The organism is Micromonospora sp. NPDC052213 (assembly GCF_040679695.1).
In the GTDB taxonomy this organism is placed as follows: Bacteria; Actinomycetota; Actinomycetes; order Mycobacteriales; family Micromonosporaceae; genus Micromonospora.
The window spans coordinates 1-18,409 of record NZ_JBFAVI010000077.1 but is presented as its reverse complement, the minus strand read 5'-3'; the positions used below and the strand labels follow the sequence as shown (position 1 = coordinate 18,409).

The following is an 18,409-nucleotide window of genomic DNA, read 5'->3' as shown; positions in this document are numbered from 1 at the left end:
CGGCTGGGGGGTAGTGGGTGAGCGAGGCGCGTACGGCCGAGGATCGGGGCGCGACGGTGACGGGGCAGCCGGCCCCGGCGGAGCCGGACACCACCCTGGTGGTGGTTACCGGCCTCTCCGGCGGCGGTCGCAGCACGGTCGCCCGGGCGCTGGAGAACGTCGGCTTCTACGTGGTGGACAACCTGCCCCAGGCGCTCATGCTCGACATGGCGGAGCTGGCGTTCAAGGCCGGCGGGGCGGCCCGGCGCACCGCGATGGTGCTGGACGTGCGCTCGCGCGCCTTCTCCACCGACCTGGCGGGGGCGATCCGGGAGCTGAAGGAGCGCGGCTTCTCGCCCCGGGTGGTGTTCGTCGACGCCGACGACGAGGTGCTGATCCGGCGGTTCGAGAGCGTCCGCCGGTCGCACCCGTTGCAGGGCGACGGGCGGCTCGCCGACGGCATCGCGGTCGAGCGCGGCCTGCTGGAGGAGGCCCGCGACCAGGCCGACGTGATCATCGACACCAGCCACCTGAACGTCAACCAGCTCCGCCGCCGCATCGAGGAGCTGTTCGGCGGCGAGGACGCCCGCCGGCTGCGGGTCACCGTGCTCTCCTTCGGCTTCAAGTACGGCCTGCCGCCGGACGCCGATTTCGTGCTCGACGCCCGTTTCCTGCCCAACCCGTACTGGGTGCCCGAGCTGCGCGAGCACACCGGCCGGGAGGAGGCGGTCAGCTCGTACGTGCTGGGGCAGGAGGGCGCGGACGCCTTCGTCGCCTCGTACGCCGATCTGGTCAACGCCACCACCGCCGGCTTCGAGCGGGAGGGCAAGCGCTACCTGACCGTCGCGGTCGGCTGCACCGGCGGCAAGCACCGCAGCGTGGCCATCGCCGAGGAGTTGGCGGCCCGGCTGCGCCAGTCCGGCCTGGCCGCCAACGCCCAGCACCGCGACCTGGGGCGCGAGTGACGGCGACGCGGGTGGTCGCCTTCGGCGGCGGGCACGGCCTGTCCGTCTCGCTGCGCGCGTTGCGCCGCTGCGCCCCCGAGCTGGACCTGGACATCACGGCGGTGGTCACCGTCGGCGACGACGGCGGCTCCAGCGGCCGGCTGCGCGCCGAGCGGGGCGGCCTGCCCCCGGGCGACCTGCGGCAGGCGCTGGTGGCGCTGGCGGGGGACCACCCCGCCACGCGACGCAGCGCGGGCCTGTTCCAGCACCGCTTCGCCGAGGTGCCGCCGCCGGGGTCCGGGGACCCGGCCCCTGGGCGGGGCGACGGGCTGGCCGGGCACGCGGTGGGCAACCTCGTGCTCTGCGGGCTGATGGAGCTGCTCGGCGACCCGGTGGCCGCCCTGGAGCACGCCGGTGCGATGCTCGGCGCGGTGGGCCGGGTGCTGCCGATGTCCTGCGAGCCGGTGGGCATCGAGGCGCGGGTGCGCGGCGCCGACCCGGGCCGGCCGGACGAGGTGCGTACGGTCACCGGCCAGCACCAGGTCGCGGTGACCACCGGCCGGGTGGAGTCGCTGCGGCTGACCCCGGTCGCCCCGCGGGCCTGCCCGCAGGCGGTCGCCGCGATCGGCGCGGCGGACTGGCTGATCTTCGGGCCGGGCAGCTGGTACACGAGCGTGCTGCCGCACCTGCTGGTGCCGGAGTTGGCCGCCGCCGTCGTCGCCAGCCCGGCGCGGCGGTTGGTGACGCTGAACCTCGCGTCGGAGAAGGAGACGCTCGGGCTCTCCCTGGCCGACCACCTGGCGGCGTTGCGCTGGTACCTGCCGGAGCTGAAGGTCGACCATGTGGTCGCCGATTCCAAGGCGGCGGGTGACCCCGAACCGGTCGAACGTGCGGCAGAATCGCTGGGTGCCCGGCTGGTCCTCGCTCCCGTCGCGGTCACCGACGGCACTCCCCGTCATGATCCGGCCGCCCTGGGCGCCGCACTGGTGCCTGTCCTGGGCGCCGATCGTTAGACACGTACGTAATCTCCGGCGACACGCCGGAACAGGTCCGTGAGGGGACGCACAATGGCGATGACGGCTGCGGTCAAGGACGAGCTGAGTCGGGTCGACGTGCCCAAGCCCTGCTGTCGGCGGGCGGAGATGGCGGCGCTGCTGCGCTTCGCCGGCGGGCTGCACATCGTCTCCGGTCGGGTGGTGGTGGAGGCCGAACTCGACACCGGGGCGGTGGCCCGGCGGCTGCGGCGGGAGATCGCCGAGGTCTACGGCTACCCCAGCGAGATCCACGTGCTGGCCTCCGGCGGCCTGCGCAAGGGCAGCCACTTCATCGTGCGCGTGGTCAAGGACGGCGAGGCCCTCGCGCGGCAGACGGGGCTGCTCGACGTGCGGGGCCGCCCGGTGCGGGGCCTGCCGCCGCACGTCGTCGCCGCGAACGTCTGCTGCGCGGTGTCGGCCTGGCGGGGCGCGTTCATGGCGCACGGCTCGCTGACCGAGCCCGGCCGCTCCAGCGCGCTGGAGATCACCTGCCCCGGCCCCGAGTCGGCGCTGGCCCTGGTCGGCGCGGCCCGCCGGATCGGCATCACCGCCAAGAACCGCGAGGTGCGCGGGGTGGACCGGGTGGTGGTCAAGGACGGCGACGCGATCGCCGCGCTGCTCACCCGCATCGGCGCGCACTCCAGCGTGCTGGCCTGGGAGGAGCGCCGGGTCCGCCGCGAGGTCCGGGCCACCGCGAACCGGCTGGCCAACTTCGACGACGCCAACCTGCGCCGCTCGGCGCGCGCCGCGGTGGCCGCCGCCGCCCGGGTCACCCGGGCGCTGGAGATCCTCGCCGACGACGCCCCGAACCACCTGACCTCGGCCGGTCAGCTGCGCCTGGAGCACCGGCAGGCGTCGCTGGAGGAGCTGGGCGCGCTGGCCGACCCCCCGCTGACCAAGGACGCCATCGCCGGCCGGATCCGCCGGCTGCTGGCGCTGGCGGACAAGCGGGCCCGGGACCTGGGCATCCCGGATACGGAAGCAGCCGTCACGCCCGACATGCTCGTGGTCTGATAGGACGGTGAGGCGTCGCGCCGCGGACGGATCTCCACCCGCCGCAGCGCGGCGGCACACGCTCGGATAGGGTCGCTGCGTACGGCAAGGGGGCCGGCACTGGCACTCCTCGCCGTGCACACCGCCTCGGGCGGTCAGGTCTCCACGACCGCGGCGGGGTGGCCGAGATGAACCGTCAACGGCCGGCTCCAACGGTCGGCGCACACCACTTCGCCGGCTGTTATCCCACGCCGGCGGACAGAACGCGAGGAGATGGGACCTGTGACCATCCGGGTTGGCATCAACGGCTTCGGCCGGATCGGCCGCAACTTCTTCCGGGCAGTGCTGGCGTCCGGCGCTGACGTCGAGGTCGTGGCGGTCAACGACCTGACCGACAACGCGACGCTCGCCCACCTGCTCAAGTACGACAGCATCCTGGGTCGTCTCCCGCACGAGGTGAAGGCCACCGCCGACGAGATCACCGTGGGCGGCAAGACCATCAAGGCGTACGCCGAGAAGGACCCGGCGAAGCTGCCGTGGGGCGAGGTCGGCGCGGACGTGGTCATCGAGTCCACCGGCTTCTTCACCGACGCCACCAAGGCCAAGGCGCACGTCGACGGCGGCGCCAAGAAGGTCATCATCTCCGCCCCGGCGAAGAACGAGGACGTCACGGTCGTCATGGGCGTGAACCACGACCAGTACGACCCGGCCAAGCACACCATCATCTCCAACGCCTCGTGCACCACCAACTGCCTCGCCCCGATGGCGAAGGTCCTGCACGACACGTTCGGCATCCAGCAGGGCCTGATGACGACGATCCACGCGTACACGCAGGACCAGAACCTCCAGGACGCGCCGCACAAGGACCTGCGCCGTGCCCGCGCCGCCGCGCTGAACATCGTGCCGACCTCGACCGGCGCGGCGAAGGCGATCGGCCTGGTGCTGCCGGAGCTGAAGGGCAAGCTGGACGGCTACGCGCTGCGGGTGCCGATCCCGACCGGCTCGACCACCGACCTCACGGTCAACGTCAACCGGGAGACCACGGTGGACGAGGTCAACGCCGCGCTGAAGGCCGCCGCCGAGGGCCCGCTCAAGGGCATCCTGGTCTACAACGAGGACCCGATCGTCTCCGCCGACATCGTCACCGACCCGGCGTCGTGCATCTTCGACGCGCCGCTGACCAAGGTCGTCGGCAACCAGGTCAAGGTCGTCGGCTGGTACGACAACGAGTGGGGCTACTCCAACCGCCTGGTCGACCTGGTCAAGCTGGTGGGTCAGTCGCTGTGAGCATCCGTACCCTCGACGACCTGCTCGCCGAGGGGGTGTCGGGTCGGCGCGTGCTGGTGCGCGCCGACCTGAACGTCCCGCTCGACAAGCAGACCGGTGACATCACGGACGACGGCCGTATCCGGGCCGTCCTGCCGACGCTGGGCGCGCTTGTCGAGGCCGGCGCGAAGGTGGTCGTCTGCTCGCACCTGGGCCGCCCGAAGGGCGCTCCTGACCCGCAGTTCAGCCTCCGTCCGGTCGCCGGGCGGCTCGGCGAGCTGCTCGGGTCGCGGGTGCACTTCGCCACCGACACCGTCGGAGAGTCCGCCCGCGCCGCCGTGGAGGCGCTGGCCGACGGCGAGGTGGCGCTGCTGGAGAACCTGCGCTTCAACAAGGGCGAGACCAGCAAGGACGACGCCGAGCGGGGCGCGTTCGCCGACCAGCTCGCCCCCCTCGGCGACGCGTACGTCGACGACGCGTTCGGTGCCGTGCACCGCAAGCACGCCAGCGTCCACGACGTGCCGGCGCGGCTGCCGCATGTCGCCGGCCGGCTGGTGCTGCGCGAGGTGGAGGTCCTCTCGAAGCTCACGGGCGAGCCGGAGCGGCCGTACGTGGTGGTGCTCGGCGGCTCGAAGGTCTCCGACAAGCTCGCCGTGATCGAGGCGCTGCTGCCGACGGTCGACCGGTTGCTCATCGGCGGCGGGATGTGCTTCACCTTCCTGAAGGCGCAGGGCCACGAGGTGGGCTCCTCGCTGCTGGAGGAGGAGATGGTGGAGACCTGCCGCAACCTGCTGGAGCGCTCCGGGAACAAGATCCTGCTCCCGGTCGACGTGGTGGCCGCGGACGCGTTCGCCCCGGACGCCGCGCACGACACCGTGCCGGCCGACGGCATTCCCAGCAAGCGGGTGGGTCTCGACATCGGGCCGGAGACGGTCGCCGGGTTCGCCGCCGCCCTCAAGGGCGCGCGGACGATCTTCTGGAACGGCCCGATGGGCGTGTTCGAGATGCCGGCGTTCGCCCACGGCACGCGCGGGGTCGCCGAGGCGATCGCGAAGGCCGACGCGTTCACTGTGGTCGGTGGCGGTGACTCGGCGGCGGCGGTCCGCGCGCTGGGGCTGGACGAGTCCGCTTTCGGGCACATCTCCACCGGCGGTGGCGCCTCCTTGGAATACCTGGAGGGCAAGACCCTCCCCGGCATCGCGGCTCTGGAGAACTGATGGCGAGCGCCACCCGCCGGCCCCTGATGGCCGGCAACTGGAAGATGAACCTCAACCACCTCGAGGCCAACCTGCTGGTGCAGAAGCTGGCGGCCAGCCTGACCGAGAAGCAGCTCACCGACGTGGAGACGGTGGTCCTGCCGCCGTTCACCGACCTGCGTACCGTGCAGACCGCCGTCGACGGCGACAAGCTGCTGCTCGGCTACGGCGCGCAGGACCTGTCGCCGCACGCGTCGGGGGCCTACACCGGCGACATCTCCGGCCCGATGCTGGCCAAGCTCGGCTGCACGTACGTGGTGGTCGGGCACTCGGAGCGGCGCGCCTACCACCACGAGGACGACGCGATCGTCAACGCCAAGGTGCAGGCGGCGCTGACCCACGGGCTCACCCCGATCCTCTGCGTGGGGGAGGGGCTCGACGTCCGGGACCGGGGCACCCACGTGGCGCACTGCAGCGACCAGCTCGACGGCGCCCTGAAGGGGCTGACCGCCGAGCAGGTGGCGAAGGTCGTGGTGGCGTACGAGCCGGTCTGGGCGATCGGCACGGGCAAGACGGCGACCCCGGAGGACGCGCAGGAGGTGTGCGAGGCGGTCCGCCAGCGGCTGGCCGAGTCCTTCGGCCAGGACACCGCCGACCAGGTCCGGGTCCTCTACGGCGGCTCCGTCAAGTCCTCCAACGTCGCGGCGATCATGGCAAAGCCGGACGTCGACGGGGCGCTGGTGGGCGGCGCGAGCCTGGACGCCGAGGAGTTCGCGAAGATCTGCCGGTTCCCGGAGCACATCGCCCGCTGATCGCTCGCTATCCTTGACTCCGCCCGTCCGTCGGTCGGTGCCACCGTGCCCGATCTGCCCGGGCGAGGATCGTAACGAGAGGACTGACCCCAGCCATGCCGATCTGGTTCGCATACACGTTGATCGTGTTGCTGGTCATCACGAGCATCCTGCTGACCATGCTGATCCTGCTGCACCGTGGTAAGGGCGGCGGGTTGTCGAGCATGTTCGGTGGCGGCGTCAGCTCCAGCCTCGCCGGGTCGTCGGTGGCGGAGAAGAACCTCGACCGCTACACCGTCCTGGTGGGCATCGTCTGGTTCGCCTGCATCGTCGGGCTCGGGCTCTGGCTGCGCCTGCAGACGGCCAGCGGCGCCGTCTGAGCGCCGTCGAGTCGTACAATCTGCGCGCGGTCCGTCACTGACGGGCCGCGCGCAGTCCGTTTCACCCGCTGCACCGCGTCGCCCGCCGCCCCCTCCGCGGCGGTACCCCTCCCGACGACAGGAGCGAGCAGCCGTGCCGAGTGGCAACGTCATCCGGGGCACCCGCATCGGATCCACCCCCGAACGCCGCGCCGAGCGCTACCAGCCGGTCCCGTGCCGGGCGGTCACCTACTGGTGCCGCAACAACCACCACACCGAGATCCGCATTGCCGCCGACGCCGAGGTCCCGGAGGTGTGGGACTGCCCGCGGTGCGGCCTCCCCGCCGGGCGGGACGCGCAGAACCCGCCGGGCCGGGCCCGGCCGGAGCCCTACAAGACCCATCTGGCGTACGTGAAGGAGCGGCGCAGCGCCGAGGAGGGGGAGGCCATCCTGGCCGAGGCCCTCGCCGACCTGCGCCGCCGCCGCGGCCGTACCGCCGGGCAGTGAGGAGGGGGCCCTCGTCGACAGGCCCCCTCCGCACCCGCGTCAGCGCAGGCTGCGCAGGCGGGCCGGCACGTCGGCCGCCGCCGCCCGGTCCAGCAGCCAGAGCGTCCGACCCGTGCCCTGCACGCCGGCCGCCGGCAGTTGCACCGGCCCCGCCCCGGCCAGCGCCATGCCGACCGCCCGGGACTTGTCGGCGCCGCTGGCCACCAACCAGACCTCCTCGGCGGTGTTGATCGCCGGGAGGGTCAGGGTGGTCCGCACCGGCGGGGGCTTCGGGCTGCCGCGGACGGCGCTGACCGGCCGGGTGTCGTGGTGCACCGGGTGCTCCGGGAACACCGACGCCACGTGCCCGTCCTCGCCGACGCCCAGCATCAGCACGTCGAAGTGGGGGAGCGCGGCGTGGCCGGGACGCGCCGCCCGGGCCAGCTCCTCGGCGTAGCGGGCGGCCGCCTCCTCCGGATCGGGCCCGGCCGGCCCGTCGGAGGCGGGCATCGGGTGGACCCGGGCCGGGTCCAGCGGCACCACGTCCAGCAGGGCCGCCCGGGCCTGCGTCTCGTTGCGCTCCGGGTCGCCGGCGGGCAGGAACCGCTCGTCGCCCCACCAGACGTCCACCCGGGACCAGTCCACGGCGTCGCGGGCCGGCAGCGCCGCCACCGCCCGGTGCACCGCCGCGGCTATCCGCCCGCCGGTCAGCACCACCGACGCCTGGCCCCGCTCGGCCTGCGCGTCGAGCAGCTTGACCACCAGCCGGGCGGCCACCGCCTGGGCCAGCAGGTCGGCGTCGGCGTGGACGGCGACACTCGCCTCACTCATCTGATGTGCCTTCGTTTCTCCGGCCGCCGCGCGGTCGGTGTTCCTCGTGCGCCCGGCAGTCGGGCGCTCAGTGCTGGGCGCTCGTTCCCGCGTGCGCGGTCACCCCCGCCTCGGCCCGCTGCGCGGTGGCCGGGTCCTTCCAGACGTGCACCCGCTGCGCCGGGCGCTGGTCCAGGCCGGTCAGGCCGGCCGTGGTGCCCAGCGCCTCCGCGTAGACCTGGTCGGCGTCGAGCCGGCGCAGCTCCTCGGCCAGCTCGTCGCCGAGCGGCCGGCGGACGAGCGGCAGGTGCCGGTCCTCCTGGCCGGTACGCCGGAACGTCGCCACGCTGTCCTCCCGGGTCAGCGTCAGCTCGTCGCCGTTGGCGCAGCGCAGCTGCACCTCCCGCATGCGGGGGAACTCGTCGGTGCGCTGCCACACCGGGTCGATGCCGAGCCGGGCGGCCAGCCAGCCCCGCATCAGCGCGGCGGTGGGGTCGGAGGCCGGGGCGACCACGGTCGCCTCGGTCACCCGCGCCTGGGTGGTGTCGAACGCCCCGGCCACCAGCGTGCGCCACGGGGTGATCCGGGTCCACGCCAGGTCGGTGTCGCCCGGCGCGTAGTCCCGGGCCCGCTGGCGCAGCGCCTCGACGGGGTCGGCGGCCTGCGCGGCGTCGGTGATCCGCCGGTCGGCCACGACGCCGAGGAAGTCGGTGGCGATCTCGGCCGGCGGCTCGCCGTGCCACCACGTCACCACCGGCACGTCCGGCACCAGCAGCGGCATCACCACCGACTCGGCGTGCAGGGCGAGCCGCCCGTACATCCGGGTGACCACCGCCTCGCAGGGGCCGAGCCGACCGCCGACGACGATCTCCGCGTCGAGGCGGTTGCGCTCCCGCTCGACGTCGGAGCGGACCACCACCACCAGCCGGCAGGGGTGGGCGGCGGCAGCTATCGTGGCCGCCGCCTCCGCCTCGCGGACCCGCTTCTCGTCCACCACCACGATCAGGGTGAGCGCCATGCCGCTGGCCACCCCGCCGGCACTGCGCCGTTCGGCGGCGAGCGCCTTGACCACCTCGTTGCCGGTGGTGTCCCACAGGCCGATCACTGGAGCCTCCTGGTTGACTCGCTGGGCTTGCTCACGCTCTGCGCCAGGCCCGGCCCTCGCGGGCCAGCATCTCGTCGGCGGCGCGGGGCCCCCACTCACCGGCCCGGTACGGCTCCGGCTTCGTGCCCGCCCACGCGTGCTCCAGCGGGTCCACCACCTGCCAGCTCTGCTCGACCTCGGCGGCGTCCGGGAAGAGGGTGCGGTCACCGATGAGCACGTCCAGCACCAGCCGCTCGTACGCCTCGGGGCTGGACTCGGTGAACGCCTCGCCGTACTGGAAGTCCATCGCGATGTCGCGGACCTCCATCGTGGTGCCGGGCACCTTCGAGCCGAACTTGAGCACCACGCCCTCGTCGGGCTGCACCCGGATGACGAGCTGGTTGTTGCCCAGCGACTCCATGTCGGCGGCGTTGAACGGCAGGTGCGGCGCCTTCTTGAACATGATGGCGACCTCGGTGACGCGGCGCGGCAGCCGCTTGCCGGCCCGGATGTAGAACGGCACCTCCGCCCAGCGGCGGTTCTGGATGCCGAGCCGGACCGCCACGTACGTCTCGGTGGTCGAGTCCTCCGGGACGCCCTCCTCCTCCAGGTAGCCGACCGCGCGCTGGCCGCCCACCCAGCCGGGCAGGTACTGGCCGCGGACGGTGCCCTCCGCGATGTCCTTCGGCAGGGTGATCGCCCGCAGCACCTTGAGCTTCTCGGTGCGGATCTCGTCCGCGTCGAAGCTCGTCGGCTCCTCCATCGCCACCAGCGCCAGCAGTTGGAGCAGGTGGTTCTGGAGCACGTCCCGGGCCGCGCCGGCCGAGTCGTAGAAGCCGGCGCGGGTGCCGATGCCGACGTCCTCGGCCATGGTGATCTGCACCGAGTCGACGTACTTGGAGTTCCACAGCGGCTCGAACAGGTTGTTGGCGAACCGCAGGGCGAGGATGTTCTGGACGGTCTCCTTGCCCAGGTAGTGGTCGATGCGGAAGACGTCCTTGCGGGTGAAGACGTCGTCGACCAGGTCGTTGAGCGCCTTCGCCGAGGGCAGGTCGTGCCCGAACGGCTTCTCGACCACCACCCGGCGCCAGCCGCCGGACTTGGCGTTGTCGGCCATTCCAGTGCGGGCCAGCTGCTTGAGCACCACGGGGAACGCCGCCGGGGGGATGGAGAAGTAGAAGGCGGCGTTGCCCGGGATGCCGTGCGTCTGGCGCAGCTCGTCGAGGGTGGCGGCGAGGTGGTCGAACGCGGCGTCGTCGTCGAACGAGCCGCCCACGAACTTGATGTTGCCGACCAGCCGCGCCCACACCTCCTCCCGCCAGGGGGTGCGGGCGTGCTTCTTGGCGGCCTCGTGGGCCAGCGACTCGAAGTCGCCGTCGCCCCAGTCCCGACGGGCGAAACCCAGGACGACGAAGCCCGGGGGCAGCAGCCCCCGGTTCGCCAGGTCGTACACCGCCGGAAGGAGCTTCTTGCGGGCCAGGTCGCCGGTGACGCCGAAGATCACCAGGGCGCACGGCTCCGGGATCCTCGGCAGCCGGCGGTCCTGCGGGTCGCGCAGCGGGTTCACACCGCCTCCTCGCTCCGCATCGTCCATGGTCCTCATCGTCACGCCCGCAGCGCCCCGACCGCATCGAGCAGCTGGGCCACGCCCGCGGACCGGTCGGTCAGGTGCAGCCGCACCAGGGGGCGCTCCCGCCCGGCCAGGGCCTGCCGGTCGCCGGCGGCCTGCGCCGCCTGCAACTCCCCGAAGGTGTACGGCTTGCCGGGCACCGGCAGGTCGTCGGCGACCGCGCCGGTGAGCTGGAGGTAGCTGCCGACCTGCGGGCCGCCCTTGTGGTACTGGCCGGTGGAGTGCAGGAACCGCGGCCCCCAGCCGAAGGTGACCGGCCGCCCGGAGGCCCCGGCCAGCAGCGGCCGCAACCGGGCCGCGTCGGCGTCGGCGAACCGGTCGAGGTACGCCATCACCGCGAGGTAACCGTCGCCGCCCAGCCCGTCGACCAGCCAGCGGAGCACGCCGGCCAGGTCGCCCGGGGCGCCCTGCGGCGCGTACACCTCGATCGCGCCCTCGGTGAACGACGGCGTCTCCGCCGGCGGACCCGAGGCGAGGATCTTGTTGGTGTTGTCCTTGGACTCGGTGACGTTGGGCTGGTTGAACGGGTCGATGCCGAGCACCACGCCGGCGATCGCGGTGGCGTACTCCCAGGCCAGGAACTGCGCGCCGAGCGGGCCGTTGACCGCCACGTCCGGGCCGGTGCCGCCGCCCGGGACGGCGCCGGTGGCCAGCGCGCCGCCGTAGGTCACGGTGAGCACGTCGGCGCCGCCGGCGCCGGGGCTCTCCGGGGACTCCACGACGACCGGGAGGATGCCGATGCCGGACTTGCCGGTGGACTCGGCGATCAGCTGCTCCGCCCAGTCGCCGAGGCCGTCGATGCCGGTGCCGTCGGAGATCAGGGCGACCTTGTCCCGGCCCATGGTGGCCGCCGCTCCGAGGGCGGCGCCCAGGGCCAGGCCCGGGTTGTCCCGGTCGCCGCCCAGCGACCGGGACAGCGCGTCCGCCTCGTCGAGCAGTTCGGCCACCTCGACGCCGGCCAGCGCCGACGGGACCAGCCCGAACGCGGTCAGCGCCGAGTAGCGGCCGCCCACGTTCGGGTCGGCCAGCACGGTGAAGGCGCCCATCTCGGCGGCGGTGGCCTCCAGCGGCGAACCGGGATCGGTGACGATGACGAAGTGCCGGCCGGCCTCCGCCTCGGTCATCCCGGCGTCCAGGAACGCCTGCCAGTAGGCCCGGCGGTGGCTGTCGGTCTCCACCGTCGAGCCCGACTTGCTGGCCACCACGACCACGGTGCGCTCCAGCCGGTCGGCCAGCGCCGCCCGGACCTGCCCCGGGTCGGTGGTGTCGAGCACGGTGAGCTGCTTGCCGAGGGTGCGCGCGATGACCTCCGGGGCCAGCGACGAGCCGCCCATGCCGGCGAGCACCACGTGGTCCAGGTCGGCCAGCTCCGCCCTCAGCTCGGCGAGCTGGGGGAGCAGCTCGCGGCTGCGCCGGTGGGTGTCCACCCAGCCGAGGCGGATCTTGGCCTCGGCCTCGGCGTCCGGGCCCCACAGGGTCGGGTCCTTCTCCGCCAGCTTGCCGGGCACGCCGGCGCGGACCAGCGCGTCGCGGGTGGAGGCGGGGGCCGACCTGTCGACGGTGTCGGCCCCGTGCACGGCGAGCCCGGCGGCCGCCTCGACCGGCCCGGCGAGCAGGTCGCTCACGCGTTGCCTCCCGCCTGCTGCGCGGCCTGCGCGTTGCCCTTCGCGGCGTTGCCCGGGTGGCCGGTGCCCTTGCCCGCGGCGGCCAGCGACTTGCGTACGCCGTCGAGCAGCTGCAGCCAGCTGGCCTCGAACTTCTCCACGCCCTCGCGCTCCAGGGTGGCGATCACGTCGGCCATGTCGACCCCGACCGACTCCAGGTCCGTGAAGACCTTGCGGGCCTCGTCGTACGAGCCGGTGATGGTGTCGCCGTGGGTCTCGCCGTGGTCGGCGTACGCGTGGATGACCGGTTCCGGCATGGTGTTGACGGTGCCGGGCGCGATCAGCTCCTCCACGTAGATGACGTCCCGGTAGTCCGGGTTCTTGGTGGAGGTGGACGCCCACAGCGGCCGCTGCGGGTGTGCGCCGGCGTCGGCGAGGGCCTGCCAGCGGTCGGAGGAGAAGACCGTGCCGTAGCGCTCGTACGCCAGCTTGGCGTTGGCGATGGCGGCCTTGCCGCGCAGCGCCTTGGCCTCGGCGGAGCCGATCTTCTCCAGCCGCTTGTCGACCTCGGTGTCGACGCGGGAGACGAAGAACGACGCCACGGACCCGATCTTGGACAGGTCGTGGCCGTTCGCCTTCGCCTGCTCCAGGCCGGCCAGGAACGCGTCCATCACCTGGGAGTAGCGGTCCAGCCCGAAGATCAGCGTGACGTTGACGCTGATCCCCTGCGCCAGGGTGGCGGTGATCGCCGGCAGGCCCGCCTCGGTGGCCGGGATCTTGATGAAGAGGTTGGGGCGGTCGATCAGCCACCACAGCGCCCCGGCCTCGGCGACGGTCTTCTCGGTCTCGTGGGCCAGCCGCGGGTCCACCTCGATGGAGACCCGGCCGTCCACCCCCGCGGTCGCGTCGTACGCCGGCCGCATCACGTCACAGGCCCACCGCACGTCGTACGTGGTGAGCATGCGGACGGCCTCCTCGACGTCCACCCCACGGATGGCGAGGTCCTTCAGTTGCCAGTCGTACTCGTCCGCGTCGCTCAGCGCCTTCGCGAAGATGGTCGGGTTGGAGGTCACCCCGACCAGGTGCTTCTCGCGGCGCAACTGGTCCAGCCCGCCGGAGCTGAGTCGCGTCCGGGAAAGATCGTCGAGCCAGATCGCCACACCCGCGGCGCTGAGCTCGCCCAGCCTGTCCTTCGTCATGCCGTCCACGCTCCCCTCAGTTGCCGGTCGTGAAACCGGTGATGTCGCCCACCCGGGTGAGCGCCGCGTGCGCGGCGGCCACGATCCGGTCGGGGGTGAACCCGAACTGCTCGAAGAGCATGGAGTGCGGGGCGCTGGCGCCGTAGTGCTCCAGGCTGACGCTCTCGCCGCAGTCGCCGACGAGGTGCCGCCAGGACATGGCGATGCCCGCCTCCACGCTCACCCGTGCCTTTACCCCGCGTGGCAGCACCGACTCCCGGTACGCCTCGTCCTGCTCGCCGAACCACTCCTGGCAGGGCATCGAGACGACCCGGGTGGGGGTGCCGTCGGCCTCCAGCCGCTCCCGCGCGGTCAGGCAGAGCTGCACCTCGGAACCGGTGCCGATGAGGATCACCTGCGGCTTGCCGGTGGACGCCTCGGCGAGTACGTAGCCGCCCTTCGCCACGCCCTCGGCGCCGGCCAGCGTCGACCGGTCGAAGGTCGGCAGCGCCTGGCGGCTGAGGGCCAGCGCGGTCGGCCGGTCGGTGTGCTCCAGCGCGCACCGCCAGGCCCAGGCGGTCTCGTTGGCGTCGGCCGGGCGGACCACGTCCAGGCCGGGGATGGCGCGCAGCGCGGTCAGGTGCTCGACCGGCTGGTGGGTGGGGCCGTCCTCGCCGAGGCCGATCGAGTCGTGCGTCCAGACGTAGACCACCGGCAGCTTCATCAGCGCGGCGAGCCGCACCGAGGGGCGCATGTAGTCGCTGAACACCAGGAAGGTGCCGCCGTACGGGCGGGTGCCGCCGTGCAGGGCGATGCCGTTGAGGATCGCGCCCATGGCGTGCTCGCGGATGCCGAAGTGCAGCGTGCGGCCGTACTCGTGGCCCGGGAACTCCTTGGTGGCCCAGGCGGCCGGGATGAAGGACGGCTCGCCCTTCATGGTGGTGTTGTTGCTCTCGGCCAGGTCGGCCGAGCCGCCCCACAGCTCGGGCAGCACCGGGGCGAGCGCCTCCAGGACCTTGCCGGAGGCGGCCCGGGTGGCGATGCCCTTGGCGTCGGCCGGGAACTCGGGCAGGGCGTCGGCCCAGCCGTCCGGCAGGGCCCGGCCGGCCATCCGGTCGTAGAGCGCCCGGCGCTCCGGGTTGGCCTTCGACCAGCCGTCGAACGCCGCGGTCCACTCCTGCTGGGCGCGGGCGCCCCGCTCCATCACGAGGCGGGCGTGCGCGAGCACCTCCTCGGCGACTTCGAAGGACTGCGCCGGGTCGAAGCCGAGGATCTGCTTGGTGGCGGCGACCTCGTCGCCGCCGAGCGCGGAGCCGTGGATCTTGCCGGTGTTCTTCTTGTTGGGCGCGGGCCAGCCGATGATGGTGCGCAGCGCGATGAAGGAGGGGCGGCCGGTCTCGGCCTTCGCCGTCAGCAGCGCCCGGTGCAGGGCCTCCACGTCCTCGTGGTAGTCGCCCTGGTCGGCGTCGCCGGTGCGCCAGTCGACCGTCTGCACGTGCCAGCCGTACGCCTCGTAGCGGGCCGCGACGTCCTCGCTCATGGCGATCCGGGTGTCGTCCTCGATGGAGATCTCGTTGTCGTCGTAGATCACCGTGAGGTTGCCGAGCTGCTGGTGCCCGGCGAGCGCGCTGGCCTCGTGGCTGATGCCCTCCTCGATGTCGCCGTCGGAGGCGATGCACCAGATGTCGTGGTCGAAGACCGACGCGCCCGGCTCGCCCTCCGGGTCGAACAGACCACGCTCGCGGCGGGCCGCCATCGCCATGCCGACCGCGTTGCCGAGGCCCTGGCCGAGCGGGCCGGTGGTGGTCTCGACGCCCGGGGTGTGGCCGTGCTCGGGGTGGCCCGGGGTGAGCGAGCCCCACTGCCGCAGCGACTTGAGGTCGTCGAGGCTGAGCGGGTAGCCGGCGAGGAAGAGCTGGATGTAGAGGGTGAGGCTGGAGTGGCCCGCCGAGAGCACGAACCGGTCCCGGCCGGGCCAGTTCGGGTCGGCCGGGTTGTGCCGCATGACCCGGTTGAAGAGCAGGTAGGCAGCGGGCGCGAGGCTCATCGCGGTGCCCGGGTGGCCGTTGCCGGATTTCTCCACGGCGTCCATGGCCAGCACGCGGACGGTGTCGACGGCCCGGCGGTCGAGGTCGGACCAGTTCAGTGCGGGGTGCTCGGGTCGGTTGGCAGCCACGATGGTTGTGCTCCTCGGCAGATGGGCGGAACCCTCACCGATGACCCTATCGAGCGGTCCTAAACGTCCGCCCGGGGATCTCTGCATGCAGGTCTGTGCGCGTCCGGGAGGATCGGCGGTGTGACGGCCCGCACCGTTGTCGGGTCGCCCGGGCAGCCAAAACGACAGCGCGTAGTCTGTGGTGCGGTGTGTGGCCCGAGTCGGGTCCGACCGATCCGACCTCCCCTGCCGACGCCGGAAGGTGGCAATCCGTGAGCATGATCACCGAGCGCCCCGTCAGCAACTCTGCCGGGCAGCCGCCGGTGCGCGCAGCGGCGGAGGCCCCGGCGGCCGGTCGCCGGGACGTCCGCGCGGTGATCTCGGCGTACGTGACGCTGACCAAGCCGCGGATCGTGGAGCTGCTCCTGGTCACCACCGTGCCGGCGATGATGCTCGCCGACGGCGGCATGCCGTCGCTCTGGCTGGTGGCCGTGGTGCTGGTCGGCGGCTCGCTCGCCGCGGGCGCGGCCAGCGTCATCAACTGCTACATCGACCGGGACATCGACGAGTTGATGCGGCGCACCAAGCGCCGCCCCCTGCCGGCGCACACCGTGTCGCCGCGCAACGCGCTGATCTTCGGGCTGGTGCTGGCGGTGGTGTCGGTCGCGCTGATGGCGGCGTTCACCAACCTGCTGGCCGCCGGCCTCACCCTGGCCGCGATCGCCTACTACGACCTCGTCTACACCCTCTGGCTCAAGCGCACCACGACGGCGAACACGTTCTGGGGTGGCGCCTGCGGGGCGGCGCCGGTGCTGATCGGCTGGGCGGCGGTGACCGGGTCGCTGGCGCCCGCCGCGTGGGCGCTGTTCGCGGTGGTCTTCTTCTGGCAGATGCCGCACTTCTACCCGCTGGCCATGAAGTACAAGGACGACTACGCCCGGGCCGGCATCCCGATGCTGCCGGTGGTGGCCTCCGCCCGTCGGGTCAACGCCGAGATCATCATCTTCGCGTGGCTCACCGTCGCCTCCTCGCTGGCGGTGTGGCCGCTGGGGATGAGCGCGATCTACGGCGTGCCCACCCTGGTGGTCGGCGGCATCTTCCTGGTGGAGGCGCACCGGCTGGCCCGTCGGGTCTCGCGGGGCCAGGCCGTCAAGCCGATGCGGCTGTTCCACTGGTCGACGACCTACCTGACGATCCTCTTCGCCGCCGTCGCGCTCGACGCGCTGATCTGACCCCGCGCGGTCACCGCGCGCCCCGGCCGGCGGGTGCGGTCGCTGGCGGCGCGCCGGGCGCGTCGTGCGGGAAAATCAGCATCGTGTATGCCTTGTCCGGGTTTCTTGTAACATCCGTGACAGCGTGGGCATCGGTCCGAACGGTTCGGCATGCCCCAGGCCGGCCCGGTTCGCGGCTGAGCTTTGCGGTGGTAAGTCCGGATAAAATCGGGCGATTCACCTGTGGTCTTCCTTAAACCTCCAGGTAATTGGCATCACAAAAGCTTCATGGTTCTCGCCCGCCCGGATGGAAGTCTGCTTACGCTTCGCGTCATGGCAGATGGTTCCGATACGACGCTGACGGCCGAACAGACCGCCGAACAGGCCCCCCAGGGCCTGGTCGCGGGCATCAAGTCGTTCGCCGCCGGACACGGCGGGGCGAAGGCGGTCATCGAGTACGTCGGCAAGCGCGGCGCACGCATCGTCCTCGTGGGTGAGGACGGGGTGTGGGGCGACCAGTTCGCGGACGACACCGTCGTCGCGCGGCAGGCCTGCGCGAAGGCGGGCGTCACCGTCGAGAACGCCTGGGAGCGTGAACTGATGGACCAGATGCGTCCGAGCAACGACCTCTGGCGGTCGATGGCCCGGCGCTCGATGGCCCGTTGACATAAATTGACCAACCACCACCAGCCGACCCGGGGGGAACCCCGGGTCGCTCTCGTCACCTGTGCCGAACTGCCCGCCCTCGAAGCCGACGACCGGCTGGTGCTCGACCCGCTCGCGCGCCGCGGTGTGACCGCCGAACCGGTGGTCTGGGACGACCCCGCCGCCGACTGGGCCGGCTACGACCTGGCCGTGCTCCGCTCGCCGTGGGACTACATGCCCCGCCGCGACGAGTTCGTCGCCTGGGCGGCCGCCGTCCCCGCTCTGGCCAACCCGGCCGACGTGGTCCGCTGGAACACCGACAAGCGGTACCTCGCCGAGCTCTCCGCCGCGGGCGTGCCGACCGTCCCCACGACCTGGGTGGAGCCGGGGGAGAGCTGGCAGCCGCCCGCCGACTCCGGCGAGTACGTGCTCAAACCGTCGATCAGCGCGGGCAGCCAGGACACGGGCCGGTACGACCTGGCCGATCCGGAGCACCGGGAACTGGCCGTCGCGCACGTGCGGCGGCTCGCGGCGGCCGGCCGCGTGACCATGGTCCAGCCGTACCTGTCCGCCGTCGACACCGCCGGTGAGACGGCGCTGCTCTTCCTGGCCGGCCCGGACGGCCTGACGTACAGTCACGCGATCCGCAAGGGCCCCATGCTCACCGGGCCGGACCTGGGCGTGGAGGGGCTCTACAAGCCGGAGGAGATCACCCCGCGGACGGCCACCCCGGAGCAGCTGGCGGTGGCGGAGCGGGCCCTCGCGGCGGTGCCCGGCGGGCCGGAGCGGCTGCTCTACGCCCGGGTCGACCTGATCCCCGGCCCGGACGGCGCCTCGATCCTGGTCGAGCTGGAGCTCACCGAGCCGTCGCTGTTCCTCGGGTACGCCGAGGGCGCCGCCGACCGCCTGGCCGGCGCGATCCTGACCCACCTGGGCCGCCCGCGGCGCTGACCCGACGCCGGGCGGTCGCCACGGTGCGGACCGCCCGGTGCCCGGGCCGCCAGGGTCCGCACCGTGCGGCTCATCCCGCCCGCCGCCGTCGG

Annotated in this window: 17 protein-coding genes; 11 read left to right on the top strand and 6 right to left on the bottom strand. The window is 72.9% G+C overall.

The window, feature by feature from the left end; translation table 11 throughout:
- Nucleotides 1-56: 56 nt before the first annotated feature.
- The 8 genes from rapZ to AB0L34_RS19335 all read left to right on the top strand — a co-directional run bounded on the left by rapZ (nt 57) and on the right by AB0L34_RS19335 (nt 7,070).
- On the top strand, nt 57-944 hold the full coding sequence (rapZ, locus tag AB0L34_RS19370; RefSeq protein ID WP_350709376.1) for an RNase adapter RapZ: 888 nt from the start codon (nt 57-59) through the stop codon (nt 942-944).
- Complete coding sequence (yvcK, locus tag AB0L34_RS19365; protein WP_357456809.1) at nt 941-1,936, top strand: uridine diphosphate-N-acetylglucosamine-binding protein YvcK; 996 nt, start codon at nt 941-943, stop codon at nt 1,934-1,936. The genes rapZ and yvcK overlap by 4 nt, the downstream gene beginning before the upstream one ends.
- A 54-nt stretch (nt 1,937-1,990) precedes the next feature.
- On the top strand, nt 1,991-2,971 hold the full coding sequence (whiA, locus tag AB0L34_RS19360; protein ID WP_067304387.1) for a DNA-binding protein WhiA: 981 nt from the start codon (nt 1,991-1,993) through the stop codon (nt 2,969-2,971).
- A 261-nt stretch (nt 2,972-3,232) separates the two neighbouring features.
- The gene (gene gap / locus AB0L34_RS19355; RefSeq protein WP_363705724.1) at nt 3,233-4,237 is read left to right on the top strand and encodes a type I glyceraldehyde-3-phosphate dehydrogenase; all 1,005 of its coding nucleotides are present in this window, start codon (nt 3,233-3,235) and stop codon (nt 4,235-4,237) included.
- The gene (locus AB0L34_RS19350) at nt 4,234-5,433 is read left to right on the top strand and encodes a phosphoglycerate kinase (RefSeq protein ID WP_363705723.1); all 1,200 of its coding nucleotides are present in this window, start codon (nt 4,234-4,236) and stop codon (nt 5,431-5,433) included. Before gap ends, AB0L34_RS19350 begins: the two co-directional genes overlap by 4 nt.
- Nucleotides 5,433-6,224: a triose-phosphate isomerase gene (gene tpiA / locus AB0L34_RS19345; RefSeq protein ID WP_357456816.1), complete on the top strand. Its 792-nt coding sequence runs from the start codon at nt 5,433-5,435 to the stop codon at nt 6,222-6,224. Before AB0L34_RS19350 ends, tpiA begins: the two co-directional genes overlap by 1 nt.
- A 95-nt stretch (nt 6,225-6,319) precedes the next feature.
- The gene (gene secG, locus AB0L34_RS19340) at nt 6,320-6,583 is read left to right on the top strand and encodes a preprotein translocase subunit SecG (RefSeq protein WP_350709154.1); all 264 of its coding nucleotides are present in this window, start codon (nt 6,320-6,322) and stop codon (nt 6,581-6,583) included.
- 133 nt (nt 6,584-6,716) lie between these two features.
- Nucleotides 6,717-7,070, top strand: coding sequence for an RNA polymerase-binding protein RbpA (locus AB0L34_RS19335; RefSeq protein ID WP_363705722.1), 354 nt, complete (start codon nt 6,717-6,719; stop codon nt 7,068-7,070).
- 39 nt (nt 7,071-7,109) lie between these two features.
- Here the strand turns inward: AB0L34_RS19335 and pgl are convergent, their stop codons facing one another.
- The 6 genes from pgl to tkt all read right to left on the bottom strand — a co-directional run bounded on the left by pgl (nt 7,110) and on the right by tkt (nt 15,531).
- Entirely contained in the window at nt 7,110-7,880 is a 771-nt protein-coding gene (pgl, locus tag AB0L34_RS19330; RefSeq protein ID WP_357456820.1) for a 6-phosphogluconolactonase, read from the bottom strand.
- 67 nt (nt 7,881-7,947) lie between these two features.
- Nucleotides 7,948-8,964 (bottom strand): glucose-6-phosphate dehydrogenase assembly protein OpcA, encoded by a 1,017-nt coding sequence (locus AB0L34_RS19325; RefSeq protein ID WP_350709148.1) that lies wholly within the window; start codon nt 8,962-8,964, stop codon nt 7,948-7,950.
- Nucleotides 8,965-8,995: 31 nt separating this feature from the next.
- Nucleotides 8,996-10,546, bottom strand: a complete 1,551-nt coding sequence (zwf, locus tag AB0L34_RS19320) for a glucose-6-phosphate dehydrogenase (RefSeq protein WP_357701783.1) — start codon at nt 10,544-10,546, stop codon at nt 8,996-8,998.
- A gap of 2 nt (nt 10,547-10,548) precedes the next feature.
- On the bottom strand, nt 10,549-12,198 hold the full coding sequence (locus AB0L34_RS19315; protein WP_363705721.1) for a glucose-6-phosphate isomerase: 1,650 nt from the start codon (nt 12,196-12,198) through the stop codon (nt 10,549-10,551).
- Nucleotides 12,195-13,376: a transaldolase gene (tal, locus tag AB0L34_RS19310; protein ID WP_363705720.1), complete on the bottom strand. Its 1,182-nt coding sequence runs from the start codon at nt 13,374-13,376 to the stop codon at nt 12,195-12,197. Before tal ends, AB0L34_RS19315 begins: the two co-directional genes overlap by 4 nt.
- A gap of 16 nt (nt 13,377-13,392) precedes the next feature.
- Nucleotides 13,393-15,531 (bottom strand): transketolase, encoded by a 2,139-nt coding sequence (tkt, locus tag AB0L34_RS19305; protein WP_363705719.1) that lies wholly within the window; start codon nt 15,529-15,531, stop codon nt 13,393-13,395.
- Nucleotides 15,532-15,782: 251 nt separating this feature from the next.
- Between tkt and AB0L34_RS19300 the strand changes: the two genes are divergently transcribed.
- The 3 genes from AB0L34_RS19300 to AB0L34_RS19290 all read left to right on the top strand — a co-directional run bounded on the left by AB0L34_RS19300 (nt 15,783) and on the right by AB0L34_RS19290 (nt 18,317).
- Nucleotides 15,783-16,742: a heme o synthase gene (locus tag AB0L34_RS19300; protein WP_363705718.1), complete on the top strand. Its 960-nt coding sequence runs from the start codon at nt 15,783-15,785 to the stop codon at nt 16,740-16,742.
- Nucleotides 16,743-17,054: 312 nt separating this feature from the next.
- Nucleotides 17,055-17,387 (top strand): hypothetical protein, encoded by a 333-nt coding sequence (locus tag AB0L34_RS19295; protein ID WP_357456832.1) that lies wholly within the window; start codon nt 17,055-17,057, stop codon nt 17,385-17,387.
- Between the two features lie 6 nt (nt 17,388-17,393).
- Nucleotides 17,394-18,317, top strand: a complete 924-nt coding sequence (locus AB0L34_RS19290; protein WP_363705717.1) for a hypothetical protein — start codon at nt 17,394-17,396, stop codon at nt 18,315-18,317.
- Nucleotides 18,318-18,409 lie beyond the last annotated feature (92 nt).

Coding starts and splice junctions, on each gene's coding strand:
- whiA (WP_067304387.1), top strand. CDS start 1,991: ATGGCGATGACGGCTGCGGTCAAGGACGAGCTGAGTCGGGTCGACGTG.
- tpiA (WP_357456816.1), top strand. CDS start 5,433: ATGGCGAGCGCCACCCGCCGGCCCCTGATGGCCGGCAACTGGAAGATG.
- secG (WP_350709154.1), top strand. CDS start 6,320: ATGCCGATCTGGTTCGCATACACGTTGATCGTGTTGCTGGTCATCACG.
- pgl (WP_357456820.1), bottom strand. CDS start 7,880: ATGAGTGAGGCGAGTGTCGCCGTCCACGCCGACGCCGACCTGCTGGCC.
- zwf (WP_357701783.1), bottom strand. CDS start 10,546: ATGAGGACCATGGACGATGCGGAGCGAGGAGGCGGTGTGAACCCGCTG.
- tal (WP_363705720.1), bottom strand. CDS start 13,376: ATGACGAAGGACAGGCTGGGCGAGCTCAGCGCCGCGGGTGTGGCGATC.
- AB0L34_RS19295 (WP_357456832.1), top strand. CDS start 17,055: ATGGCAGATGGTTCCGATACGACGCTGACGGCCGAACAGACCGCCGAA.